This is a genomic window from Rhizobium sp. CG5 (assembly GCF_023701945.1).
Classification (GTDB): Bacteria; Pseudomonadota; Alphaproteobacteria; order Rhizobiales; family Rhizobiaceae; genus Allorhizobium.
Window position 1 is genome coordinate 39200 of record NZ_JABAEF010000005.1, and the last position, 21346, is coordinate 60545.

General features: G+C 62.1%; 19 protein-coding genes. 10 read left to right on the forward strand and 9 right to left on the reverse strand.

All coding sequences use genetic code 11. From position 1 onward, the window contains the following. Positions 1 to 64: 64 nt before the first annotated feature. The 5 genes from rnr (at position 65) to rpmG (ending at position 4967) form a co-directional block, all read left to right on the forward strand. Positions 65 to 2335: a ribonuclease R gene (gene rnr / locus HGO38_RS09920; RefSeq protein ID WP_250955994.1), complete on the forward strand. Its 2271-nt coding sequence runs from the start codon at positions 65 to 67 to the stop codon at positions 2333 to 2335. A gap of 26 nt (positions 2336 to 2361) precedes the next feature. Beyond that, positions 2362 to 2820, forward strand: a complete 459-nt coding sequence (locus HGO38_RS09925) for a DUF983 domain-containing protein (protein ID WP_250955733.1) — start codon at positions 2362 to 2364, stop codon at positions 2818 to 2820. Then, positions 2817 to 3512 carry an NUDIX hydrolase gene (locus tag HGO38_RS09930; RefSeq protein WP_284739374.1) on the forward strand — a complete coding sequence of 232 codons (696 nt, stop codon included), beginning with the start codon at positions 2817 to 2819 and terminating at the stop codon, positions 3510 to 3512. The genes HGO38_RS09925 and HGO38_RS09930 overlap by 4 nt, the downstream gene beginning before the upstream one ends. A gap of 9 nt (positions 3513 to 3521) precedes the next feature. Continuing rightward, positions 3522 to 4706: an MFS transporter gene (locus tag HGO38_RS09935; RefSeq protein ID WP_250955734.1), complete on the forward strand. Its 1185-nt coding sequence runs from the start codon at positions 3522 to 3524 to the stop codon at positions 4704 to 4706. A gap of 93 nt (positions 4707 to 4799) precedes the next feature. Then, on the forward strand, positions 4800 to 4967 hold the full coding sequence (gene rpmG, locus HGO38_RS09940; protein ID WP_007626161.1) for a 50S ribosomal protein L33: 168 nt from the start codon (positions 4800 to 4802) through the stop codon (positions 4965 to 4967). A gap of 826 nt (positions 4968 to 5793) precedes the next feature. Here rpmG and HGO38_RS09945 read toward each other — a convergent pair. Both HGO38_RS09945 and HGO38_RS09950 read right to left on the reverse strand, forming a co-directional pair. Beyond that, complete coding sequence (locus HGO38_RS09945; protein ID WP_250955735.1) at positions 5794 to 7167, reverse strand: PleD family two-component system response regulator; 1374 nt, start codon at positions 7165 to 7167, stop codon at positions 5794 to 5796. A gap of 19 nt (positions 7168 to 7186) precedes the next feature. Next, positions 7187 to 7558 carry a response regulator gene (locus HGO38_RS09950; protein WP_250955736.1) on the reverse strand — a complete coding sequence of 124 codons (372 nt, stop codon included), beginning with the start codon at positions 7556 to 7558 and terminating at the stop codon, positions 7187 to 7189. Between the two features lie 123 nt (positions 7559 to 7681). On the opposite strand from HGO38_RS09950, the gene HGO38_RS09955 reads away from it, so the two are divergent. After that, positions 7682 to 7990: a DUF3572 domain-containing protein gene (locus tag HGO38_RS09955; protein ID WP_250955996.1), complete on the forward strand. Its 309-nt coding sequence runs from the start codon at positions 7682 to 7684 to the stop codon at positions 7988 to 7990. Then, positions 7990 to 8643 (forward strand): hypothetical protein, encoded by a 654-nt coding sequence (locus HGO38_RS09960; protein WP_250955737.1) that lies wholly within the window; start codon positions 7990 to 7992, stop codon positions 8641 to 8643. The genes HGO38_RS09955 and HGO38_RS09960 overlap by 1 nt, the downstream gene beginning before the upstream one ends. Here the strand turns inward: HGO38_RS09960 and HGO38_RS09965 are convergent. Continuing rightward, a complete protein-coding gene (locus tag HGO38_RS09965) occupies positions 8638 to 9159 on the reverse strand; it encodes a GNAT family N-acetyltransferase (RefSeq protein ID WP_250955997.1) in 522 nt (173 codons plus the stop codon). The two genes, HGO38_RS09960 and HGO38_RS09965, sit on opposite strands and share 6 nt — an antisense overlap. A 134-nt stretch (positions 9160 to 9293) precedes the next feature. Here HGO38_RS09965 and HGO38_RS09970 point away from each other — a divergent pair, with 134 nt between their 5' ends. Both HGO38_RS09970 and HGO38_RS09975 read left to right on the forward strand, forming a co-directional pair. Continuing rightward, complete coding sequence (locus HGO38_RS09970; protein WP_250955738.1) at positions 9294 to 10610, forward strand: DNA polymerase IV; 1317 nt, start codon at positions 9294 to 9296, stop codon at positions 10608 to 10610. Between the two features lie 150 nt (positions 10611 to 10760). After that, a complete protein-coding gene (locus HGO38_RS09975; RefSeq protein WP_250955739.1) occupies positions 10761 to 12005 on the forward strand; it encodes a L,D-transpeptidase family protein in 1245 nt (414 codons plus the stop codon). Positions 12006 to 12253: 248 nt separating this feature from the next. Here HGO38_RS09975 and dnaE read toward each other — a convergent pair whose 3' ends face one another. Further along, a complete protein-coding gene (dnaE, locus tag HGO38_RS09980; protein WP_250955740.1) occupies positions 12254 to 15751 on the reverse strand; it encodes a DNA polymerase III subunit alpha in 3498 nt (1165 codons plus the stop codon). A gap of 333 nt (positions 15752 to 16084) precedes the next feature. Between dnaE and HGO38_RS09985 the strand changes: the two genes are divergently transcribed. After that, positions 16085 to 16675 carry a hypothetical protein gene (locus tag HGO38_RS09985; RefSeq protein ID WP_250955741.1) on the forward strand — a complete coding sequence of 197 codons (591 nt, stop codon included), beginning with the start codon at positions 16085 to 16087 and terminating at the stop codon, positions 16673 to 16675. Positions 16676 to 16694: 19 nt separating this feature from the next. Here HGO38_RS09985 and HGO38_RS09990 read toward each other — a convergent pair whose 3' ends face one another. From HGO38_RS09990 to mce, 5 genes are all read right to left on the reverse strand, one after another. Beyond that, positions 16695 to 17384 carry an ABC transporter ATP-binding protein gene (locus tag HGO38_RS09990; protein ID WP_250955742.1) on the reverse strand — a complete coding sequence of 230 codons (690 nt, stop codon included), beginning with the start codon at positions 17382 to 17384 and terminating at the stop codon, positions 16695 to 16697. Positions 17385 to 17398: 14 nt separating this feature from the next. Continuing rightward, entirely contained in the window at positions 17399 to 18706 is a 1308-nt protein-coding gene (locus HGO38_RS09995; RefSeq protein WP_250955743.1) for a lipoprotein-releasing ABC transporter permease subunit, read from the reverse strand. Between the two features lie 20 nt (positions 18707 to 18726). Next, positions 18727 to 20049 carry a proline--tRNA ligase gene (gene proS, locus HGO38_RS10000; RefSeq protein ID WP_250955744.1) on the reverse strand — a complete coding sequence of 441 codons (1323 nt, stop codon included), beginning with the start codon at positions 20047 to 20049 and terminating at the stop codon, positions 18727 to 18729. Between the two features lie 507 nt (positions 20050 to 20556). Then, a complete protein-coding gene (locus HGO38_RS10005; RefSeq protein ID WP_502941534.1) occupies positions 20557 to 20826 on the reverse strand; it encodes a DUF1467 family protein in 270 nt (89 codons plus the stop codon). Between the two features lie 78 nt (positions 20827 to 20904). After that, positions 20905 to 21309 carry a methylmalonyl-CoA epimerase gene (mce, locus tag HGO38_RS10010; RefSeq protein WP_250955746.1) on the reverse strand — a complete coding sequence of 135 codons (405 nt, stop codon included), beginning with the start codon at positions 21307 to 21309 and terminating at the stop codon, positions 20905 to 20907. Positions 21310 to 21346: the final 37 nt, after the last annotated feature.

Here is a 21346-nt window from a genome sequence, read left to right on the forward strand (position 1 = left end):
GCCGACCGGCGCAGACACCGGCAAAGCGCGGCGCGGCGGCGCCGGGTCGAAAACCGATGAACCGGTGATCATCCATGGCGCCGTGCCGCCGCGCGATGTCCTGCTGCGCTTCATCACCGACAATCCCGACCGTGCCTCCAAGCGGGAGATCGCCAAGGCCTTCGGGCTGAAGGGCGATACGCGCGTCGAATTGAAGGCGCTGCTGCGCGATCTGGAACAGGACGGCCTGCTGCAGAAAAGCCGCAAGACGCTAACCCGTCCCGGCGCCCTGCCGCCGGTCACCGTTCTCGATATCACCACCCGCGACAAGGATGGCGAGTTGATCGGCCGGCCGGCCGAATGGCCGGAGGAGCTGGGCGTGGCGCCGGCCGTTGCCATCCGCCAGTCGAGCGCCGATCGCGCCAATGGCAAGACGCCCGTCGGCGGCCTCGGCGACCGCGTGCTGGCAAAGATCTTTCCCGCCAAGGATCGTGACGGTCCGGCCTATACGGCCCGCATCATCAAGCTGATCGACAAGCGCCGGGGCGCATTGCTCGGGGTTTACCGGGACATGGCCGATGGCGCCGGGCGGCTGATGCCGATCGAACGGCGCGGCGAGGAGATGGTCATCGACGCCGCCGACCGGGGCGACGCCAAGGACGGCGACCTGGTCGAGGTCGAACTCGGCCGGGCCGGCCGCCTCGGCCTGGCGCGTGCCAAGGTTCTGTCGGTGGTCGGTTCGGTCGCCTCGGAAAAGGCGATCTCGATGATCGCCATCCACGCCCACGGCATTCCCTATATCTTTCCGCCCTCCGTGCTGGCGGACGCCGATGCGGCGGGACCGGCGACCATGTCGCATCGCGAGGACTGGCGCCAGCTGCCGCTGATCACCATCGATCCGCACGATGCCAAGGACCATGACGACGCGGTCTATGCCGAGCCCGATCCCTCGCCCGACAATCCGGACGGCGTCATCGTCACCGTGGCGATCGCCGACGTCTCCTGGTATGTCCGGCCGAAATCGGCGCTCGACCGGGAAGCCCTGAAGCGCGGCAATTCGGTCTATTTCCCGGACCGCGTCGTGCCCATGCTGCCGGAGCGGATCTCCAACGACCTCTGCTCGCTGAAGGAAGGCGTCGACCGCCCTGCCCTTGCTGTGCGCATGGTGTTTTCCAGCGAGGGCCGCAAGGCGAGCCATACGTTCCATCGCATCATGATGAAGAGTGCTGCAAAACTCTCCTACCAGCAGGCCCAGGCAGCGATCGACGGCAATGCCGACGACAAGGCCGGGCCGCTGCTGGAGCCCATCCTGAAACCGCTATGGCATGCCTATGCCATCCTGAAACGGGGGCGCACGCGGCGCCAGCCGCTCGAACTCGACATGCCGGAGCGCAAGCTGATCCTCAAAGAGGATGGCACGGTCGATCGCGTCCATATTCCCGACCGCCTCGACGCCCACAAGCTGATCGAGGAAATGATGATCCAGGCCAATGTCTCGGCCGCCGAGACATTGGAAAAGAAGCAGCAGCGGCTGGTCTACCGGATCCACGATGCCCCGACGCTGTCGAAGCAGGAGGCGCTGCGCGAATTCCTGGCGACGATCGGCATTTCGCTGGCCAAGGGCGCTGCGCTGCGATCCAACAGCTTCAACGGCATCCTGGCCAAGGCGATCGACACGCCGCACCAGACCATGGTCAACGAAATGGTGCTGCGCTCCCAAAGCCAGGCGATCTACAGTCCGGAGAATATCGGTCATTTCGGTCTCAACCTGCTGAAATATGCCCATTTCACCTCGCCGATCCGCCGGTATGCCGACCTGATCGTGCATCGCGCCCTGGTCGGCTCGCTGGGGCTCGGCGATGGCGGCATCACCCAGGAGGAAGAGGCTGGGCTCGACGATGTGGCCGCGGAAATCTCGACCTTCGAGCGCCGCGCCATGGCCGCCGAGCGCGACACCGTCAACCGGCTGATCGCTCATCACCTGGCGGGGCGCATCGGCGACGAATTCGACGGCCGGATCTCCGGCGTGACGAAATCCGGCCTGTTCATCAGCCTGCCGCAATTCGGTGCCGACGGCTTTATCCCGGTGTCGACGCTGGGTCGCGATTATTTCCTTTACGACGAGGCCCATCAGGCGCTGACCGGCGAAAAGACCGGGCTTGGCTATCAACTCGGCGACGCGGTATCGGTCAAGCTTGTGGAAGCGATCCCGCTGGCCGGCGCCTTGCGCTTTGAAATGCTGAGCGAGGGGCGCAAGATGCCGACCGGCATCCGCTCGTTCCACAAGGCGTCGCGGCGGCCCCAGTCCGGCGCCTACCGGCAGCCGGGAACACGACCCCCGCGCGGCCGTCGCTGAGATCGACGACAGGAAAGGAACCCGGCATGCACACCGACACGCCTGCAGACCCCGTTGTCCGCTACGGCGCGGATCCCCTGCCCGAGCGACCGCTCGGCCGGTCGATCGGTCGTGGCCTGCTGTGCCGCTGTCCGGCCTGCGGCGGCGGCAAACTGTTTCGCAGCTATCTGAAACCGGTCGACCATTGTGCGGCCTGCGGCGAAGCGATGTTCCACCACCGGGCTGACGATCTGCCGCCCTATCTGGTGATCATCGTGCTCGGCCATGTGCTGCTGGGCGGGTTCATGATGACCGACCTGGTGTTTCCCGCCTCCTCCTGGATCCATCTCGCCATCTGGGCGCCGCTCGGCGTGATCATCGCCCTTGCGACACTGCAGCCGATCAAGGGTGGCGTGGTCGGCCTGCAATGGGCGCTGCGCATGCATGGCTTCAGCGGCGAAGAGGACACCCCTGAGGACGTTCTTCCGCCAAAGCCGGACGCATGACACCCCATCCCTTCGACGGCCAGCCTGAGGGCCCTCCCGTCCCGCTGCGGCTGCGTCCAAAGGATGCGGCGACGCTGGTGTTGCTCGATCGTGGCCAGGGCCGCGTGCGCGTCCTGATGGGCAAGCGCGACCGCAAACATGCCTTCATGCCGGATGTCTACGTGTTTCCGGGCGGACGACGCGACCGCGCCGACATGTTTCGTGCCTTCGCGACCGATCTGCATCCAGATGTGCTCCGCCGTCTGATGGAGGGCAACCAGGGGGACGCGGCGCGGCGCAGAGCGCGCGGGCTGGCGATTGCGGCGATCCGCGAATTGCAGGAGGAAACGGGCCTTGTCATCGGCGGCAAGGATGCCCACTCGCACACCTCGATCGCCAGCCTCTCCTGCCTGCGCTATGTGGCGCGTGCCATTACGCCGCCCGGCAATATACGCCGGTTCGATACCCGTTTTTTTCTGGCCTTTACCGACGAAGCCGGCCTGGACCCTGCTCAGATCCGCGATTCCGATGAATTGCAGGATGTGCGCTGGCTTGACATCGAAGATATTTCAGGTCTGAACATGCCCTCCATTACCCAGACGATATTCGAGCACGTGAAAATGCAGATGAAACTTGATCCGTCTTTACCCTTTGGAAGTAGCGGGCCGTTTTACTTCGCACGGCGCGGCCGATTCCATTGTGGCATCATTTAAGGATCACCCATGTCTCAACCGATGAACGGTGAACCCGGCCACCGCGAAGACATCCACTGGCCCTCGCTGTTTGCCGCCATCTCGGCGATCTCGGCGGTCGGCATCGCCATCGGTCTCGGCCTGCCGCTGCTCAGCATCATCCTCGAAAAGCGCGGCATATCGTCGACGCTGATCGGCCTCAATTCGGCCATGGCCGGGATCGCCGCCATGGCTGCGGCGCCGATCACCACCCGGCTTGCCCATTCCTTCGGCGTTGCCCGCACCATGCTGTGGGCGGTGCTGTTTGCCGCCATCAGCGCCCTGGGCTTCTACTTTGCCGAAGAGTTCTGGATGTGGTTTCCGCTGCGCATCGTCTTTCACGGCGCCACGACCACCCTGTTCATCCTGTCGGAATTCTGGATCAACGCGGCCGCCCCGCCGTCACGGCGCGGCCTGGTGCTGGGCATCTATGCGACGGTCCTCGGCATCGGCTTTGCCTCCGGGCCGCTGCTGTTCTCGGTGATCGGCAGCGACGGCATCCTGCCGTTTGCCGTGGGCGCCATCGCCATTCTCGCCGCCGCCATTCCGATCTATATCGCCCGCAACGAAAGCCCGGCCCTGGACGAAAAGCCCAGCCGGCACTTTCTGCGCTATATCTTCCTGGTGCCGACCGCCACCGCCGCCGTCTTCGTGTTCGGCGCGGTCGAGGCCGGCGGCCTGTCGCTGTTCCCGATCTATGCCACCCGCACCGGCTTTACCGAATCGCAGGCGGCCCTGCTGCTGACAGCGATGGGGGTCGGCAATATGGTGTTCCAGATCCCGCTTGGCATGCTCTCCGACAAGCTCAAGGATCGCCGCCTGCTGCTGTCGCTGATGGCGGTGATCGGTCTGTTCGGCGCGTTGCTGCTGCCGCTGCTGACGTCGAATTGGGTGCTGATGGCGGTCGTGCTGCTTTTCTGGGGCGGCAGCGTCTCCGGCCTCTATACGATCGGGCTCAGCCATCTCGGCTCGCGACTCACCGGTTCGGACCTGGCCGCCGCCAATGCCGCCTTCGTGTTCTGCTATGCCGTCGGCACGGTGGCCGGGCCGCAGGCGATCGGTGCGGCCATCGACATCTCCGGAAATGACGGCTTTGCCTGGGCAATTGCCGGCTTCTTTGCGCTTTATGTCCTGCTTTCCATAGGCCGGCTGCTTTTTCGGCGGAAAGAGGGTTGACTTTTCGGGAGCTATTTGTAGTTTCCCGCCAGAATTTGCCGTGGAGCCATCCGGTCGTCCACGGCTTGATTTTTTAGTGAAGGCAGGACGACCATGGCGAAGGCTACAACAATCAAGATCAAGCTGCTGTCGACAGCCGACACGGGTTTCTTCTACGTCACGACGAAAAACAGCCGTACGATGACGGACAAGATGACGAAGACCAAGTATGACCCGGTCGCACGTAAGCATGTTGAGTTCAAGGAAACCAAGATCAAGTAACTCTTGATTTCGGTGGAATTTCAAAAACGCGCGGTCGCAAGGCCGCGCGTTTTTCGTTGTGCCGACGGATGCCCCTGCACGCGCCCCTGCCGGCGCCGACGACATTGAAAACGGGACTCTGCCCGGCCCATAACGAAAAACGCCGCGCTCTATCGAGCGCGGCGTTTTTCGTTGAATAAGGGGGTCGGCAGACACGCAATAACGGCACGAGGAACCGTTTTTATATCGCATGTCCACCGACCGACCCCACGACCCAGGAGATGCGGCGGACCTGAGCATCATGGGGTATCTCTGTCTCACAAGGAGAACATAACCTCTTGTTGACCCAACTTCGCGCAATTCGTGAAAAAAATCAACAATTTCTTAACTGTGGCTAAATTTCACTTGCACTATGGTTAAGAGCGAAAACGCCCCGTCACACTTCCCAGCATATCTATGCTGTCGATCTGCAAGATTTAAATGCGCCGTCACCGTTATTATAGTGCGCGAAATACACGAGCATGACGTCGTCCACGGATATTTCCGGAACAATAAGCACATTTCCTCGGCTATACACGCATTGCGCCACTACAAAGCAAGAAGGGGCCGGAGTGAGCGTCGCAGGCACCGGATGGGCACGGTTTTTCATCAGCATGGACATCCATGCCTAATTTTCCCATGCATAATACATGAGGATACTTCAAGGTGCAGGGAACTGGGCGCAGACCGGATTAAAGATCGGGCGTGCGAAAAATCATCGTGAGCGCAGTGTTATCCACAGTGCCGTGCTGCGCAATAGCCTATTTGGGGAGATTGACACAGAAATCCGATGCTTTGCGACGGATCGTCAGGCTGCCACGGCCACCACGCGGTTGCGGCCAGTGTTCTTGGCCTGGTATAGCGCGCGGTCGGCCTGTTTCAGCAATTGTTCCGGCGTGTCGATGCCCGGCATGATCGTCGCAATGCCCATCGATGCCGTGATATTGAGCTCGGAGCCTGACATCCGCAATTGAAACGGCTTGCTCTCGATGCGCTCGCGAAGCCGTTCGGCGACAGCCGCTGCCACGTCCAGAGACGTATCGGGCATGACCACCACAAATTCTTCGCCGCCATAACGGCAGGCAAGATCGGCGCCTCGGACGGTCGAGCGGATTCGGGCGGAGAACTCCCGCAGCACATCGTCGCCGGCGTCGTGGCCATAGGTGTCGTTGACCTGCTTGAAGCGGTCGATATCGGTCAGGCAGATCGACAAAGGACGACCGCGGGCAAGCGCCCGGTTGAACAGCATCTTCAGGTGGCCATCGAGATAGCGGCGGTTGCTGAGGCCCGTCAGGCCATCCGTCACGGCCAGTTCGATGGTCTGGTTGACGCTGGTGCGCAGCCGGTCGTTGAAGCGCTTGCGCCGGATCTGGGTCAGCGTGCGGGCCACCAGCTCGTTCGGGTCGATCGGCCGGGTGATATAGTCGTTGACGCCCAGATCGAGCGCCCGCGCCACCATCGGCTCGTTGCCATGGTCGGCAATCAGCAGCAGCGGAATGAAGCGGGTGCGATCCAGCGAGCGCAGCTGCGAGCAGAGCCGCAGCGGATCGTAGTCTTCCAGATTGGCATTGACGATCACCAGATCGAACGGGTTTTCGGCCGCCTCGAACAGGGCGGCCTGGGGATCGGACATGGCAACTACTTCGGCAACGGGCTTCAGAGCCTTGACGATGCGCTCCTGCGAGCTGCCGCGGCTGTCAACCAGCAGAACCTGGCCGGCCTCTTCCATGCGCCCGTCGTTCATCTTCAGCAGATCTTCCATGCCGATCTTCTGGGCGGTCTCGGCGCGGATGCGCAATTCGTCGCTGAGGGTCTTCAGGCGCACCAGGCTCTTGACCCGCGAGATCAGCTGCAAATCGTTGACCGGCTTGGTCAGAAAATCGTCGGCGCCTGCCTTCAGGCCGCGCACGCGGTCGGAGGGCTGGTCGAGGGCGGTGACCATGACAACCGGGATATGCGCCGTCTTCGGATTGGATTTCAGCCGGTCGCAGACCTCGAAGCCGTCCAGTCCCGGCATCATGATGTCGAGCAGGATCAGGTCGACCTGGGTCTGATCGCAGATTTCCAGCGCCTTGAAGCCGTTGTCGGCGGTCAGCACGTCGAAATACTCCGACAGCAGCCTGGCCTCAAGCAGCTTCACGTTTGCCGGAACGTCGTCAACGACAAGAATTCGCGCGGTCATGCAGGCTGTCCTGTAAGTTTCAAGCGTCGCCGAGATAGGTCTTGATCGTCTCGATGAATTTAGGCACGGAAATCGGCTTGGAAACATAGGCTTCGCAGCCCCCCTGGCGTATCCGCTCCTCGTCGCCCTTCATGGCGAAGGCGGTGACGGCGATGACCGGGATGACGTGCAATTCATCGTCTTCCTTCAGCCATTTGGTGACCTCCAGACCAGAGACTTCCGGAAGCTGGATATCCATGAGAATCAGATCGGGGCGATATTTGCGGGCCAGATCGAGGGCCTCAAGGCCATTGCGGGTCTGGATGGTGATATAACCGGACGCCTCGATAAGGTCACGGAAGAGCTTCATGTTCAGCTCGTTGTCTTCGACTATCATGACCTTTTTGGGCATTCCACTGTCCTTGCGTCCCTGAGTGCAACCGTCTGTATATGGAGTGTCATCACGCCGATTGCATTCCCCCCACGGATTCATGTTAAAACCATTTAGTTGAAAAAGAGGTAACCCTTGAAAGAAATACGCAATAAGTCGGCGAGACCTGCTCCTTCGAGCCAGGCTGCCCAGGAAACCGCCATTGCCATTCTTGGCTGGCTGGCCGGAGAGCCCGAGATGCTTGGCCGCTTTCTGGCGCTGAGCGGCGTTCAGGCGGATCAACTGCGCCAGGCGGTCAACGATCCCGGCTTCCTGGCCGGCATCGTCGATTTTCTCGCCTCCCATGAGCCAACCCTGCTGGCCTTCTGCGCTGCCACCGACACGGCGCCCGAAACGGTGATGATGGCCTGGCAGTATTTCTCCTCCCCGGGGCTCGAGTCGGGGGACTATTGATGGAACTCGACCTCGACCTCGATCATGTCAGGCTAGCCGACCGGCCGCTGGTGGTGTGTGACGTCGATGACGTGGTGCTGCAATTCATCGTCCCCTTTCAATCCTATCTCGACAGCCTAGGTCACAGGCTGGTTCCCCGCTCGTTCCGGCTGCATGGCAATATCGTTTCGCAGGCCACAGAGGCTCCCCTGCCCGACCAGGAGGTCAGCGACCTCATCGAGGCTTTCTTCGATGCCCAGGAGACCTGGCAGACGCCATTTTCGACGACGGCTGCGGCCATCGAGACCATCGCCCGTGACGCCGACATCGTGTTCCTGACCGCCATGCCGCCACGCTTTGCCGACCGGCGCCGGCGTCTGCTCGACACGATCGGCTTCTCCCAGCCCCTGGTGGCCACGCAACAGCCCAAGGGGCCGGTTGTCGAAACCCTGCATGCCGGACGCCCGCTGCCGGTCGCCTTCATCGACGACATGGCGCATAATCTGGTCTCGGTCGGCAGCCATGTCGCCGATTGCCTGCTCCTGCACATGGTTCCGATCTCCGAGATCCATCGCCATGCGCCGATGGCAAAACCGCCCGTCCTGCGCGTTGCCGACTGGCCCGAGGCCACGCAGCATATCCGCCGGCACTGCGGTACCCGAGAGACCTCATAGCAGCGACAGCTGCATCAGCGGCCTGCCCGCCTTGCGCAAGGCGACTTCCTCGAAGCCGGCGACCCGAAAAATCCGCGTCGGCCCGACATAGAGGCCGACGGATTTCGATTGCTTGGCGCGATCGATCGGACAGGCCTCGACGCGTCGCGCACCATTTTGCCTGGCAAAATCGACCGCTGCGGCCAGCAGGGCATGGCTGAGCCCGGTGCCGCGGCCGGCCGAGACAACAAAAAAGCAGCTGATCGCCCAGACGCCCGGATCGACAGCATCGGCCTCGTCGAGCGGGCGCGACACGGTGCGCGACGAATTCCAGTTGGGCACATCGCTGCGCGGCCCGACCTGAACCCAGCCGACCGGTTGGCCGTCGCGATAGCCGATCAGGCCCGGCGGCGGCCCGGTCTGCACCCGCGTGCGTATAAACGCTTTCTTGTCAGCATTGCCGAGCAGCTTGCGCTGTGAGGCCGCGAGGCGGAAATAGGTGCACCAGCAGCCATAACAGGCGCCCTGCGGTCCCATGACGGTCTCGAAATCTTGCCAGAGGTCGGCGGTCAAAGGCTTTGTTGTGAACACCGTCCCATTCCTCGAATCTTGCCTCTTGAGTAGGATCAGGCTAGCGCGTAAGGTTGTTTTGTTCAACCTTTGTTCTCATCATGACCGCGCCAAACACTCAACTTCCGGGATTTTGCCGCGATTGCCTGACAGGGCAGCCGGAGGGCCGAAAGCGCTGCAGCCAATGCGGCAGTCCGCGGCTTGTCTATCATCCGGAGCTTGCCCGGCTGACCCTTGCCCATATCGACTGCGATGCCTTCTATGCCTCGATCGAGAAGCGCGACAATCCGGAGCTTGCCGACAAGCCGGTGATCATCGGCGGCGGCAAGCGCGGCGTGGTGTCCACCGCCTGCTACATCGCCCGCATTCATGGCGTGCGCTCGGCCATGCCGATGTTCAAGGCGCTGGAAGCCTGTCCCCAGGCGGTCGTCATCCCGCCGAACATGGAGAAATATGTCCAGGTCGGGCGGCAGGTGCGGGCCATGATGGAAGAACTGACGCCGCTGGTTCAGCCGATTTCGATCGACGAGGCGTTTCTCGAACTGTCCGGCACGGAAATGCTGCATCATGCCCGCCCGGCCCAGGTGCTGGCGCGTCTGGCGCAGCGCATCGAGCGGGAGGTCGGCATCACGGTGTCGGTGGGGCTTTCCTATTGCAAGTTCCTGGCCAAGGTGGCGTCCGACCTGCAGAAGCCCCGCGGCTTTTCGGTGATCGGCGAGGCCGAGGCGCTCGCCTTCCTGGCGCCGCGGCCGGTCACCACCATCTGGGGCGTCGGCAAGGCCTTTGCGGCGACCCTGGAGCGCGACGGCATCCGCACGGTGGGTCAATTGCAGATCATGGAGGAAAGCGAGCTGATGCGCCGCTATGGCTCGATCGGCCAGCGCCTATCAAGGCTGTCGCGCGGCATCGACGACCGCGAGGTGCATCTCAACGATGCCGCCAAGAGCGTGTCTTCGGAAACCACCTTCTTCGACGATATCTGGCGGCCCGAGGATCTGATACCGCACCTGCGCTCGCTATCGGAAAAGGTCGCCTGGCGCCTGAAGAAGGCCGGCATTGCCGGCCACACGGTGGTGCTGAAGCTGAAGACGGCCGATTTCAAGGGCCGCACCCGCAACCGCCGCCTGGAAGACCCGACGCAGCTTGCCGACCGGATCTTTCGCACCGGACTGTCGCTCTTGGAAAAGGAGACTGACGGCACGCGCTTCCGGCTGATCGGCATAGGGGTCACCGACCTGCGCGAGGCAGCCCTTGCCGACCCTCCTGATCTGGTCGATGCCCAGGCAGCGCGGCGGGCGGCCGCCGAGGCCGCCATGGACAAGTTGCGCGAGAAATTCGGCAAGTCGACGGTCGAAACCGGCTACACGTTCGGCAGCCGCAAACCGCGTCCCGAGCCCGGTTCGAAACCCGGCACGTGAACTTGCCCTGCCCCTCCGTTCGAAGGGCGCGCACTCCAAAATATCCGTGCATAGGAACACTTAAACGTGAAGGGGCACCCTACTTCAAATCTTCCTTAAACTTCGTCACTTATTTTAGCGGCATCGGTTTTGCGTAACAGGATGACACTCATGATCAAGTCTTTGGCGTTCAGCCTCGGCCTTCTCTCCGCGACCGCGCTGGTCACACCGGCGTCGGCCGGCAGCGGTGGCACGCTGCAGATCATGGTGTCCAAGGACACCCAGCAGATGGTCGTCTATGACGGCGGCCAGGTGGTGGCGACCTCGAAAGTGTCGACCGGCAAGCAGGGCCATACGACGCCGTCCGGCATCTTCTCGATCCTGGAAAAGAAAAAATACCACGAGTCCAATCTCTATTCGAACGCGCCGATGCCGTGGATGCAGCGCATCACCTGGTCCGGGGTCGCCCTGCACGAATCCAACAGTGTGCCGAACTATCCGGCCTCGCATGGCTGCGTGCGCATGCCCGGCGATTTCGCCAAGGCGCTGTTCCAGATGACCGAACGCGGCGCCCATGTGATCATCACCGACAAGCCCGTGGTGCCGGTCTCGATCAGCCATGCCACGCTGTTCAAGCCGACCGCTGGCACGGAGCCCGGCCAATTGCTGTCGGACGCGCAGTTGCGGCCGGGCAATATCGAGACGGGCAAAAACCCCGTCGAGGTAGCGATGATCGATGTCCTGCCAAAGGCCGGCGCCAAGGCCACCGTTGCGCTCAACGACCTGCCTCCGGTGCGCATCCTGATCACCCGGCGCGGCGAGCGCGAAACGATCCTCGACATGCAGGGCCTGCTGAACGAGCTGGGCTTCGACGCTGGCGTTCCCGACGGCCATACCGGCCGGCTGACGGTCAGCGCCATCAACGGCTTCAAGCGCTGGAAGGGTTTGTCGACCGGCGGCACTCTTATCAGCGCCGAGATGCTGACGGCGCTCTACAAGGCTGCCGGCAAGGGTGAACCGCCGGCCGGCCAGATCCTGGTCCGGCAGGCGTTCAAGCCGATGTTCGAGGCGCCGATCGGCATTTCCAGCCCGGAGATCGCGCTCGGCACGCATTTCATCGAGGCCACCGATGTCAACCGCTATTCCGGAAAAGCCGAATGGCACACGGTGTCGCTGGAAAACCACCTGTCGCCCGCCACCCTGAAGCGGCTCGGCATCACCGTTCCGGCCGACGATACGGCAATGTTCGATGCCAGCCACGCCCTGGACCGCATCACCATCCCGGCCGATATCCGCGCCAGGATCGAGGCCATGCTCGGCGAAGGCAGCTCGATCACCATTTCCGACACCGGCATCGGTCAGGAGACCGGACCGGGCACGGATTTTATTACGATTACGCGGAAAAAGCCGGCCTGAGCGGGGTTGCCTCGGTCGAAGGGATAGGCTGCGCCTCATCCCCGGCGCTACGCGTTGCGCCTAGCCTGCTCTGCCCCTCACCCTAACCCTCTCCCCGCAAGCGGGGCGAGGGGACGTGCCACAATTTAAGCCCCAGAGGGAGTTGGACGGGTGCGTCATCCGTCCTTCTCCCCGTCAAAACGGGGAGAAGGTGCCGGCAGGCGGATGAGGGGCAATATCGGTAAATATTCCCCCATCCCCTCGACACCTCACACCAGTTCGACGTCGATCACACCGGGGGCGGAGCGCAGGGCGGCGGCGATGTCGGGGGAGATGCGGTATTTTTCCGTGAGTTCGACCTCGATTTCGCGCTGGCCATCCTCCTTGATGACCACAAAGGAGACCAGCCCGTCGCCGCGGGCGTTGAGATGGGCGGCAACCGTCTTCAGCGGTCCTGCATCGCGCACGAAAACCCTGAGCGCCTTCTGCATCTGCACCGATTTTTCCTCCAGCGACTGAACCGTCTGGATGCGCAACCCTATGCCTTCCGGCCGCTCCTCGGCGGCAACCGTGATGACCAGGGATTTGCCGGGTTCCAGCAAATCGCGATATTGCGCGAGGCCCTCGGAAAACAGCACTGCTTCGAACTGCCCGGTCGCATCGGAAAAGGTAATGATGCCCATCTTGTTGCCGGTGCGGGTCTTGCGCTCCTGCTTGGCGATCACCGTTCCGGCCAGACGGCCGGCATTGGCGCCCTGCTTGACCGCATTGGAGAAATCGGCAAAGTTCTGCACCCGCATTTTTTCCAGAATGGCGCGGTAGGCATCAAGCGGATGGGCCGAGAGATAGAAGCCCAGCACGTTGAACTCGCGCAGCAGCTTTTCAGACGCCAGCCAGGGCGTAAACGGCGGCAAGCCGATGCGCTCCGGACCGCTGGCAGCCCCCGCCCCGAACATATCAGACTGGCCGCGCACCTTGTTTTCGTGGATGCGCTGGGCATAGCCGATGATACGGTCGAGGCCGGCGATCATTTCGGCGCGGTCATAGCCGAAGCAGTCGAAGGCGCCGGCGGTGATCAGGCTTTCGAAGACCCGGCGATTGACCTGTTTCGGATCGATGCGCAGGCAGAAATCCTCGATATCGGCAAACGGCGTGTCGCCGCGCTGGGCGACGATATGCTCGACGGCCGCTTCGCCGACGCCCTTGATAGCAGCCAGCGAATAATAGATGCGCTGGTCGCCGGTCTGGAAATGGCGGAACGAGGTCTGTACCGAGGGCGGCACGACGGTAATGCCGAGGCGACCGGCATCCTGGCGGAAGTCGTTGAGCTTGTCGGTGTTCGACATGTCGAGCGTCATGGAGGCAGCCAGGAACTCGACCGGGAAATGGGCCTTCATATAGGCCGTCTGGTAGGAGACGATGGCGTAGGCCGCGGCATGCGACTTGTTGAAGCCGTAATTGGCGAATTTTGCCAGGAGTTCGAAGATATTGCTGGCCTGCGGCTTGGAGACGCCGTTCTTCATGGCGCCGTCGATGAAGCGCTCGCTCTGCTGGTCCATCTCCGCCTTGATCTTCTTGCCCATGGCGCGGCGCAAGAGATCGGCCTCGCCGAGCGAATACCCCGACAGAACCTGAGCGATCTGCATGACCTGCTCCTGGTAGACGATAACCCCTTGCGTCTCTTTCAGCAGATAATCGATCTTCGGATGGACCGATTCCAACTCCTCCTCGCCATGCTTGCGGGCATTGTAGGTCGGGATATTCTCCATCGGGCCGGGACGGTAGAGCGCCACCAGCGCGATGATGTCCTCGATGCAGTCGGGCCGCATGCCGATCAGCGCCTTGCGCATGCCGGCCGATTCCACCTGGAACACGCCGACCGTTTCGCCGCGTGACAGCATCTGGTAGGTCGGTTCGTCATCGAGCGGCAGGGCCGCCAGATCGACCGAGATGCCGCGCAGCTTGACGAAATCGACCGCGGTCTTCAGCACCGTCAGCGTCTTCAGGCCGAGAAAGTCGAATTTGACCAGGCCGGCCTGCTCGACCCATTTCATGTTGAACTGGGTGACCGGCATGTCGGAGCGCGGATCGCGATACATCGGCACCAGCTTCGACAGCGGCCGATCGCCGATGACGATGCCGGCGGCGTGGGTCGAGGCGTGGCGATAAAGGCCCTCGATCTTCTGGGCGATATCGAGCAGGCGGGCGACGACCGGTTCGCGGTCAGCCTCCTCCTGAAATTTCGGATCCTCTTCGATCGCCTTGGACAAAGGCGTCGGATTGGCCGGGTTGTTGGGCACCAGCTTGCAGATCTTGTCGACCTGGCCATAGGGCATTTCCAGCACGCGGCCGACGTCGCGAAGGGCGGCGCGGGCCTGCAGGGACCCGAAGGTGATGATCTGCGCCACCTGCTCGCGGCCATATTTCTGCTGGACGTAGCGAATGACCTCTTCGCGGCGGTCCTGGCAGAAGTCGATGTCGAAGTCGGGCATCGAGACGCGTTCGGGATTGAGAAAGCGTTCGAACAGCAAAGAGAAGCGCAAGGGATCGACGTCGGTAATCGTCAGCGCATAGGCGACCAGCGAGCCCGCACCGGAACCGCGGCCCGGACCGACCGGGATATCCTGCAGCTTGGCCCATTTGATGAAGTCGGCAACGATCAGGAAGTAGCCGGGAAAGCCCATGCGCTCGATGACGCCGAGTTCGAAATCGAGCCGGTCGCGATATTCCTGTTCCTCGTAGCCCGGCGCCATGCCGAGCGACAGCAGCCGCTGGTCGAGGCCTTCGATCGCCTGGCGACGCAGTTCGACCGCTTCGGCCCGTTCGGCCTCCTTTGGATCGTCGCTGGCGCCGGTGAAGCGCGGCAGGATCGGCTTGCGGGTGTCGAGCACGAAGGAGCAGCGCATGGCGACCTCGACCGTATTGGCGAGCGCCTCCGGCAGATCGGCAAACAGCGCGCACATTTCGGCGCGGCTCTTCATGTAGTGGTCCGGCGTCAGCCGGAAGCGGCGGTCATCCGAGACGATGGCATTGTGGGCGACCGCCATCAGCGCATCGTGGGCGTCGTAATCGCCGCGCGTCGGGAAGAAGGCCTCGTTGGTGGCGACCAGCGGCAGATCATGCGCATAGGCGAGCGCAATCATCTTCTGCTCGTGCGCCCGGTCATAGCCGGCCTGGCGCTGCAATTCGACATAGAGCCGGTCGCCGAAAATATCCTTCAGGGTCGACAGACGCGCCTCGGCCTGGGCCTTATGGCCCTCCTTCAACGGCATATCGACGGGACCGCCGGTAAAGCCGGTCAAGGCAATCAGCCCGTCCGCGCCACCCTCGATCAGCCAGGAGGCGCAGATATGCACGGCGCTCGAACTTTCGCCGTCCAGATAGGCACGGCTGACGATATCGACCAGGCGCTCATAGCCGGCCGGCGTCGAAGCCAATAGGACAATCGAGGGATAGCGGGCGAAGCCGGAATTGCCGCCGCGCTTCTCATCGCCGGCATCTTCCATGTCGATCGCCAGCTGGCAGCCGATGATCGGCTGCAGCCCCTCGTCCATGGCCTTCTGGGAAAACTCCAGCGCCACGAACAGGTTGTTGGTATCGGTGATGGCGATGGCGGGCTGAGCGTCCGCCACGGCCTTGCCGAGGATCTTCTTCAGCGGTAGCGCGCCTTCGAGCAGCGAGAAGGCGGAATGGACCCGCAGATGCACGAAACCGGGGGACGCCTGCCCCCCAATCGCCGGCCGCGCCGCCATGACTTTGCCATCCATTCCAACATTCCCATCGCATCCAAAGACTCGGGTGCGATTGTCGGGCTTCGAGCCCAGGAAGTCCAGAACTGCTTACGGCGTATCGACAGCTTTACGGCGGCTCGGATCAGAGTGCCAGCACGATGACCGAAAAGCTGGCGACGAAAACGGTGAGAGAGGCGAATGCGGCAATGTCACGAAGGATCTCAGTCATGGCTTACTCCTTACTCGTTATGTATCCTTTATGTTCGTTCTTTGTTCTGTTGTCAACAGGATTTTTTGATCCGCCAAGGGAGGTGACTTCGGCGCCCAAGTCCGACACACTGCGGCGGAAAAGCTTGTGGGGGAATGGCAATGGTCAGGATGTTTGTCGCGGGAGTGCTGGTGGGGCTGCTGCCGGCCACGGGGGTGTTTGCCGATCCGTTTCCGGCGGGGCGGATCCTGTCCGGTGCGTCGGGCGACTGGAACAAGGATGGCACGTCGGACCTGGCCATTCTCGTTGCGCCGGACAATGATGACGACGGGATCGGCATCTATCTCTATCTGACGGAGAGCGATCGGCCGCTGCAGAAGCTGGTCGCATCGGCGCCAGACAAGATCTGGGGCAATACGAAGCTGGACGGCCTCTATGGCCAGGATCCGGAGATCACGGCGCTGGCCAATGGCTCGATCGCCGTGATGTCGCAGAATTCGGGCATCGGCCGAAACCGTTGGGAGCAGACCCTGACGCTCGCCTATCGCGAGGGCCGTTTCATCGTCGCCGGCTACACCTACTCGTCCTACGACACGCTTGATCCGGACGCCGGCCAATCCTGCGACTACAATGTCGTGACAGGAAAGTTCAAGACGGGCGAAACGGCCGGCAGCACCGCCGCCAAAACCGTGTCGATCGAGGACTGGACCGACGAGATCGGCCAGACGGCCTGCGGGCTGGACTTGAACTAGACCCGCGCCCGTTTTGCGGTCAGGCGACGAAGTCGACGATCTTGCCGTCGACGATCGTCACGCAGCGGTCCATGCGGCGGGCGAGTTCGTGATTGTGGGTGGCGATCAGGGCGGCAAGCCCGGATTGCCGCACCAGGGCTTCGAGCGCCGAAAACACATAGGATGCGGTTTCCGGATCGAGGTTGCCGGTCGGCTCGTCGGCCAAAAGCACCAGCGGGGCATTGGCAACCGCACGGGCAATCGCCACACGCTGCTGTTCGCCGCCCGACAGTTCCGAGGGACGATGATCGCCGCGATGGCCGATGCGCATGTAGTCGAGCAGTTGCGAGGCCCGTTCGCGGGCTTCCGCCATCGACAGGCCGGCAATCAGCTGCGGCATCATGATATTCTCCAGCGCGGTGAATTCGGGCAGGAGATGATGGAACTGATAGACGAAGCCGATCGAGTTGCGGCGGATCGCCGTGCGGCGGTCGGCCGACAGGCCGGAACAATCCTCCCCGCCGATCAGCACCTGGCCTTCGGTTGGATGTTCCAGCAGGCCGGCAATGTGCAGCAGCGTCGATTTGCCGGTGCCTGACGGGGCCACCAGCGCCACGGTCTCGCCTTCATAGAGATTGAGGCTGGCGTCCTTCAGGATCGTCAGCACGGTCTCGCCCTGTCCGTAATTGCGTTCGATGCCGGAAAGGCCAAGCGCGGTTTTCTTTGCCATGAATGACGGGGTCCTTATTCGTAACGCAGCGCCTGGACAGGATCGAGCCGCGAGGCCTGCCAGGCCGGGAAGATCGTCGCCAGGAACGACAGGACGAGCGCCATGATGACAACCGAGACGGTTTCACCGACATTCATGTCGGCCGGCAACTGGCTGAGGAAATAGAGTTCCGGATCAAACAGCACCGTGCCGGACAGCCAGGAGAAGAACTGGCGGATGGATTCGACGTTGAGACAGACGACGACGCCGAGCGCCACACCGGCCAGCGTGCCGGTAATGCCGATCGCCGCCCCTGTCATGAAGAAGATCCGCATGATCGAGCCGGAGGTCGCTCCCATGGTCTTCAGGATGGCGATATCGCTGCCCTTGTCCTTGACCAGCATGATGAGGCCCGAAATGATGTTGAGGGCCGCCACCAGCACGATCAGCGTCAGGATCATGAACATCACGTTGCGCTCCACCTGCAGGGCGGAGAAGAAGGTCTGGTTGCGCTGGCGCCAGTCGCTGATGAAGATCTGGCGGCCGGCGGCGGCCTCGACCAGCGGGCGAAGCAGATCGACATTGTCGGGATCGCTGACGAACAGCTCGATCGACTGCACCAGGCCTTCGGCATTGAAATAGAGCTGCGATTCCTCAAGCGGCATATAGATGATCGTCGAATCATATTCCGACATGCCGATCTCGAAAATACCGGAGACCGGATAGGACTTGACGCGCGGGTTGATGCCGAGCGGCGTGACGTCGCCTTCCGGCGAGACCAGCGTGATATTGTCGCCGGCCGAGATGCCGAGCTGGGCTGCCATGCGCGAGCCGACCAGCACGCCCTCGCCCGCGGCAAAACCGACGAGATCGCCGGCGCGTATATTGCCGGAGACTTCCTTGAGCTTGACCAGATCGTCGGCGCGCACGCCGCGCACCAGTGCGCCGGTGCCGGCGCCGTCACGGCCGGAGGCCAGCGTCTGGCCCTCGACCAGCGGCAGGGCCATCGTGACGCCGGGAATGGCGGCGAACTTGTCGGCAAGGGCTGCATAGTCGGTCAGCGGTCCATCGACCGGCTGGACGATCATGTGGCCGTTGATGCCGAGGATGCGCGAGATCAGCTCGGTGCGGAAACCGTTCATGACCGCCATGACGATGATCAGCGTCGCCACGCCGAGCATGATGCCGACAAAGGAAAAGCCGGCGATCACCGAGATCACCGCTTCCTTGCGCCGCGAGCGCAGATAGCGCCAGGCCACCATGCGTTCGAACGCCGAAAACGGTCGAGCAGAGTTGCCCGGGTTGGCTGGACCCGCCTCTGTACCGGCAGCTTCGCTGTTCATTACGCCTCCTGGCTCAACAGTCAGACCGCCAACCGATTGATGGCAGCTTCTATCGTCATGGTCTCACGCGCGCCGGTCTTGCGATCCTTGACCTCGACCTCGCCACTGGCGACGGACCGCGGACCGACAATGATCTGCACCGGCACGCCGATCAGGTCGGCCGTGGCAAACTTGGTGCCGGCACGATCGTCGGTGTCGTCCAGCAGCACGTCCCGGCCGGCCTTGGTCAAAGCCGCATAGAGCGTTTCGCAAGCGCCGTCGCAGGCAGCATCGCCGGCCTTCATGTTGATCACCACGCAATCGAACGGGGCGACCGATGCCGGCCAGATGATGCCGTTCTCGTCATGCGAGGCTTCGATGATGGCGGGAACAAGGCGTGTCGGGCCAATGCCATAGGATCCCATGTGGACAACGTGTTCCTTGCCGTCCGGTCCCTGCACCTTGGCACCCATCGGCTCGGAATATTTCGTGCCGAAATAGAAGATATGGCCGACCTCGATGCCGCGCGCCGACAGGCGATCGCCTTCGGGAATGGCCTCAAAGGCCGGCGCATCGTGCATTTCGGAGGTTGCCGCATAGACCGAGGTCCACTGGTCGAAGATCGCCTTCAGGCCGGCGACATCGTCAAAGTCGGTGTCGACCGGCGGAATGTCGAAATTGACGAAATCCTTGTGACAGAACACTTCCGATTCGCCGGTATCGGCGAGGATGATGAATTCGTGGCTGTGATTGCCGCCGATCGGCCCGGTATCGGCGCGCATCGGAATGGCGCGCAGGCCGAGCCGCGAGAAAGTGCGCAGATAGGCGGCAAACATCTTGTTGTAGGAATGGATCGCCTCGTCCTGGGTCAGGTCGAAGGAATAGGCATCCTTCATCATGAACTCGCGCGAGCGCATGGTGCCGAAGCGCGGCCGGATCTCGTCGCGGAACTTCAGCTGGATATGGTAGAGGTTGAGCGGCAGGCTCTTATAGGACTTCACGTAGGAGCGGAAAATGTCCGTGACCATTTCCTCGTTGGTCGGCCCATAGAGCATCGGCCGGTCCTGGCGGTCGCGGATGCGCAGCATTTCCTTGCCATAGTCTTCGTAGCGACCGCTTTCCTGCCAGAGTTCGGCCGATTGCAGGGTCGGCATCGAAATCTCGATGGCGCCGGCGCGGTTCTGCTCCTCGCGGATGATGCCGTTGACCTTGTCCAGAACCCGCTTGCCGAGCGGCAGCCAGGAATAGATGCCCTGGCTCTGCTGGCGGATCATGCCGGCGCGCAGCATCAGGCGATGGGAAACGATTTCCGCTTCCTTGGGATTCTCTTTCAGGATGGGCAAAAAGTAGCGTGACAGACGCATGTCGGATTCCAGATGCTAGGGATTCCGGACATCGTGCGGAATCGGCCGAGAAGTTTGTTTTCGGTTGCGTTCATAGCTGGTTCCACACAGGAAGAAAACCCGCATGACGGTGGAGAACCACGGTCTTACCAGGGCATTTTGAAGGCGTCCGGGCAATTGCTCACCTCCACAATCAGATGAAAATCCAATCACTTCTGCGGCATTTTCACCTTCCCGGATTTTTTTCACGAACTGTAGCAAAAATGCAAAAAACGAGATGACAAGGCGATTTTATTGAGCTAACGTCAGCTCACAAAAGAGGCATGAAGCCTAAATTCATGTCGATTTCGCGGTCAAGTCTTGGGAGGATAAGATCTTAGGCGCGCCCGTTCGCTGCCCCTTAATTGGTGAAAGATCACGCGATACTTGGAAAAACAAGGTCTTCAGACCTTGTTTTTTTTTGCCTTTCGACAAGCCATATCTTACCGGCGGCCAAGCCGACGCGGCGAGTAAGACAGCCCCTTTGTTTCAGTCGAAATTGGGCAGGATGAGCGGCAGACTGTCGAAGCCGATGCCGAAATAGGTCGAGGCGATATACCAGCTGCCAAAAATGACGCCGGATACCAGAGTCGTCAGGACAACAACGCGTCCGCCGCGAAACCTGGCCGGTGCGCTTTCGACGCTGCCGGGCACGATCTGCTCATCCTCGGCCTGGGTCTTCAGGCCGATCGGCAGGATGGCGAAGAGCGTGATCCACCAGATGATGAAATAAACGGCAAAAGCCGAGATAAACTGCATGTGCAATGCCCCAGGGTTCGTGGCGGCGTTATAGGGACATTTCCCGGCAATCACAAACCCGCCGCGAGCGGTTCTTCGTCACACCTGCTCAAGTTCGACCAGTGTCCCGAAGAAATCCTTGGGGTGCAGGAACAGCACCGGCTTGCCATGAGCGCCGATCTTCGGTTCGCCACTGCCCAGAACGCGCGCGCCGCTTGCCAGCAGATGGTCGCGGGCCGCCTGAATATCGGCAACCTCGTAGCAGATGTGATGCATGCCGCCGGCCGGGTTCTTGTCGAGAAAGGCGGCGATCGGCGAGCCCTCACCGAGCGGCTCCAGCAGTTCGATCTTGGTATTCGGCAGTTCGACGAAAACCACGGTCACGCCATGCTCCGGCAGGGCCTGCGCCGCCGACACCGTGGCGCCAAGGGTGTCGCGATAGGAGGCGGTCGCCGCGGCCAGATCCGGCACGGCGATCGCGATATGGTTTACCCGTCCAAGCATCAAGGTTTCTCCCGTCAAAGAATGGCCTGAGCCTATA

What these genes read in the sequence shown, in the direction of transcription:
- HGO38_RS09925 (WP_250955733.1), top strand. Translation starts at nt 2,362, where the DNA reads ATGCACACCGACACGCCTGCAGACCCCGTTGTCCGCTACGGCGCGGAT.
- HGO38_RS09930 (WP_284739374.1), top strand. Translation starts at nt 2,817, where the DNA reads ATGACACCCCATCCCTTCGACGGCCAGCCTGAGGGCCCTCCCGTCCCG.
- HGO38_RS09935 (WP_250955734.1), top strand. Translation starts at nt 3,522, where the DNA reads ATGTCTCAACCGATGAACGGTGAACCCGGCCACCGCGAAGACATCCAC.
- rpmG (WP_007626161.1), top strand. Translation starts at nt 4,800, where the DNA reads ATGGCGAAGGCTACAACAATCAAGATCAAGCTGCTGTCGACAGCCGAC.
- HGO38_RS09945 (WP_250955735.1), bottom strand. Translation starts at nt 7,167, where the DNA reads ATGACCGCGCGAATTCTTGTCGTTGACGACGTTCCGGCAAACGTGAAG.
- HGO38_RS09950 (WP_250955736.1), bottom strand. Translation starts at nt 7,558, where the DNA reads ATGCCCAAAAAGGTCATGATAGTCGAAGACAACGAGCTGAACATGAAG.
- HGO38_RS09960 (WP_250955737.1), top strand. Translation starts at nt 7,990, where the DNA reads ATGGAACTCGACCTCGACCTCGATCATGTCAGGCTAGCCGACCGGCCG.
- HGO38_RS09965 (WP_250955997.1), bottom strand. Translation starts at nt 9,159, where the DNA reads ATGGGACCGCAGGGCGCCTGTTATGGCTGCTGGTGCACCTATTTCCGC.
- HGO38_RS09970 (WP_250955738.1), top strand. Translation starts at nt 9,294, where the DNA reads ATGACCGCGCCAAACACTCAACTTCCGGGATTTTGCCGCGATTGCCTG.
- HGO38_RS09975 (WP_250955739.1), top strand. Translation starts at nt 10,761, where the DNA reads ATGATCAAGTCTTTGGCGTTCAGCCTCGGCCTTCTCTCCGCGACCGCG.
- dnaE (WP_250955740.1), bottom strand. Translation starts at nt 15,751, where the DNA reads ATGGATGGCAAAGTCATGGCGGCGCGGCCGGCGATTGGGGGGCAGGCG.
- HGO38_RS09985 (WP_250955741.1), top strand. Translation starts at nt 16,085, where the DNA reads ATGGTCAGGATGTTTGTCGCGGGAGTGCTGGTGGGGCTGCTGCCGGCC.
- HGO38_RS09990 (WP_250955742.1), bottom strand. Translation starts at nt 17,384, where the DNA reads ATGGCAAAGAAAACCGCGCTTGGCCTTTCCGGCATCGAACGCAATTAC.
- HGO38_RS09995 (WP_250955743.1), bottom strand. Translation starts at nt 18,706, where the DNA reads ATGAACAGCGAAGCTGCCGGTACAGAGGCGGGTCCAGCCAACCCGGGC.
- proS (WP_250955744.1), bottom strand. Translation starts at nt 20,049, where the DNA reads ATGCGTCTGTCACGCTACTTTTTGCCCATCCTGAAAGAGAATCCCAAG.
- HGO38_RS10005 (WP_502941534.1), bottom strand. Translation starts at nt 20,826, where the DNA reads ATGCAGTTTATCTCGGCTTTTGCCGTTTATTTCATCATCTGGTGGATC.
- mce (WP_250955746.1), bottom strand. Translation starts at nt 21,309, where the DNA reads ATGCTTGGACGGGTAAACCATATCGCGATCGCCGTGCCGGATCTGGCC.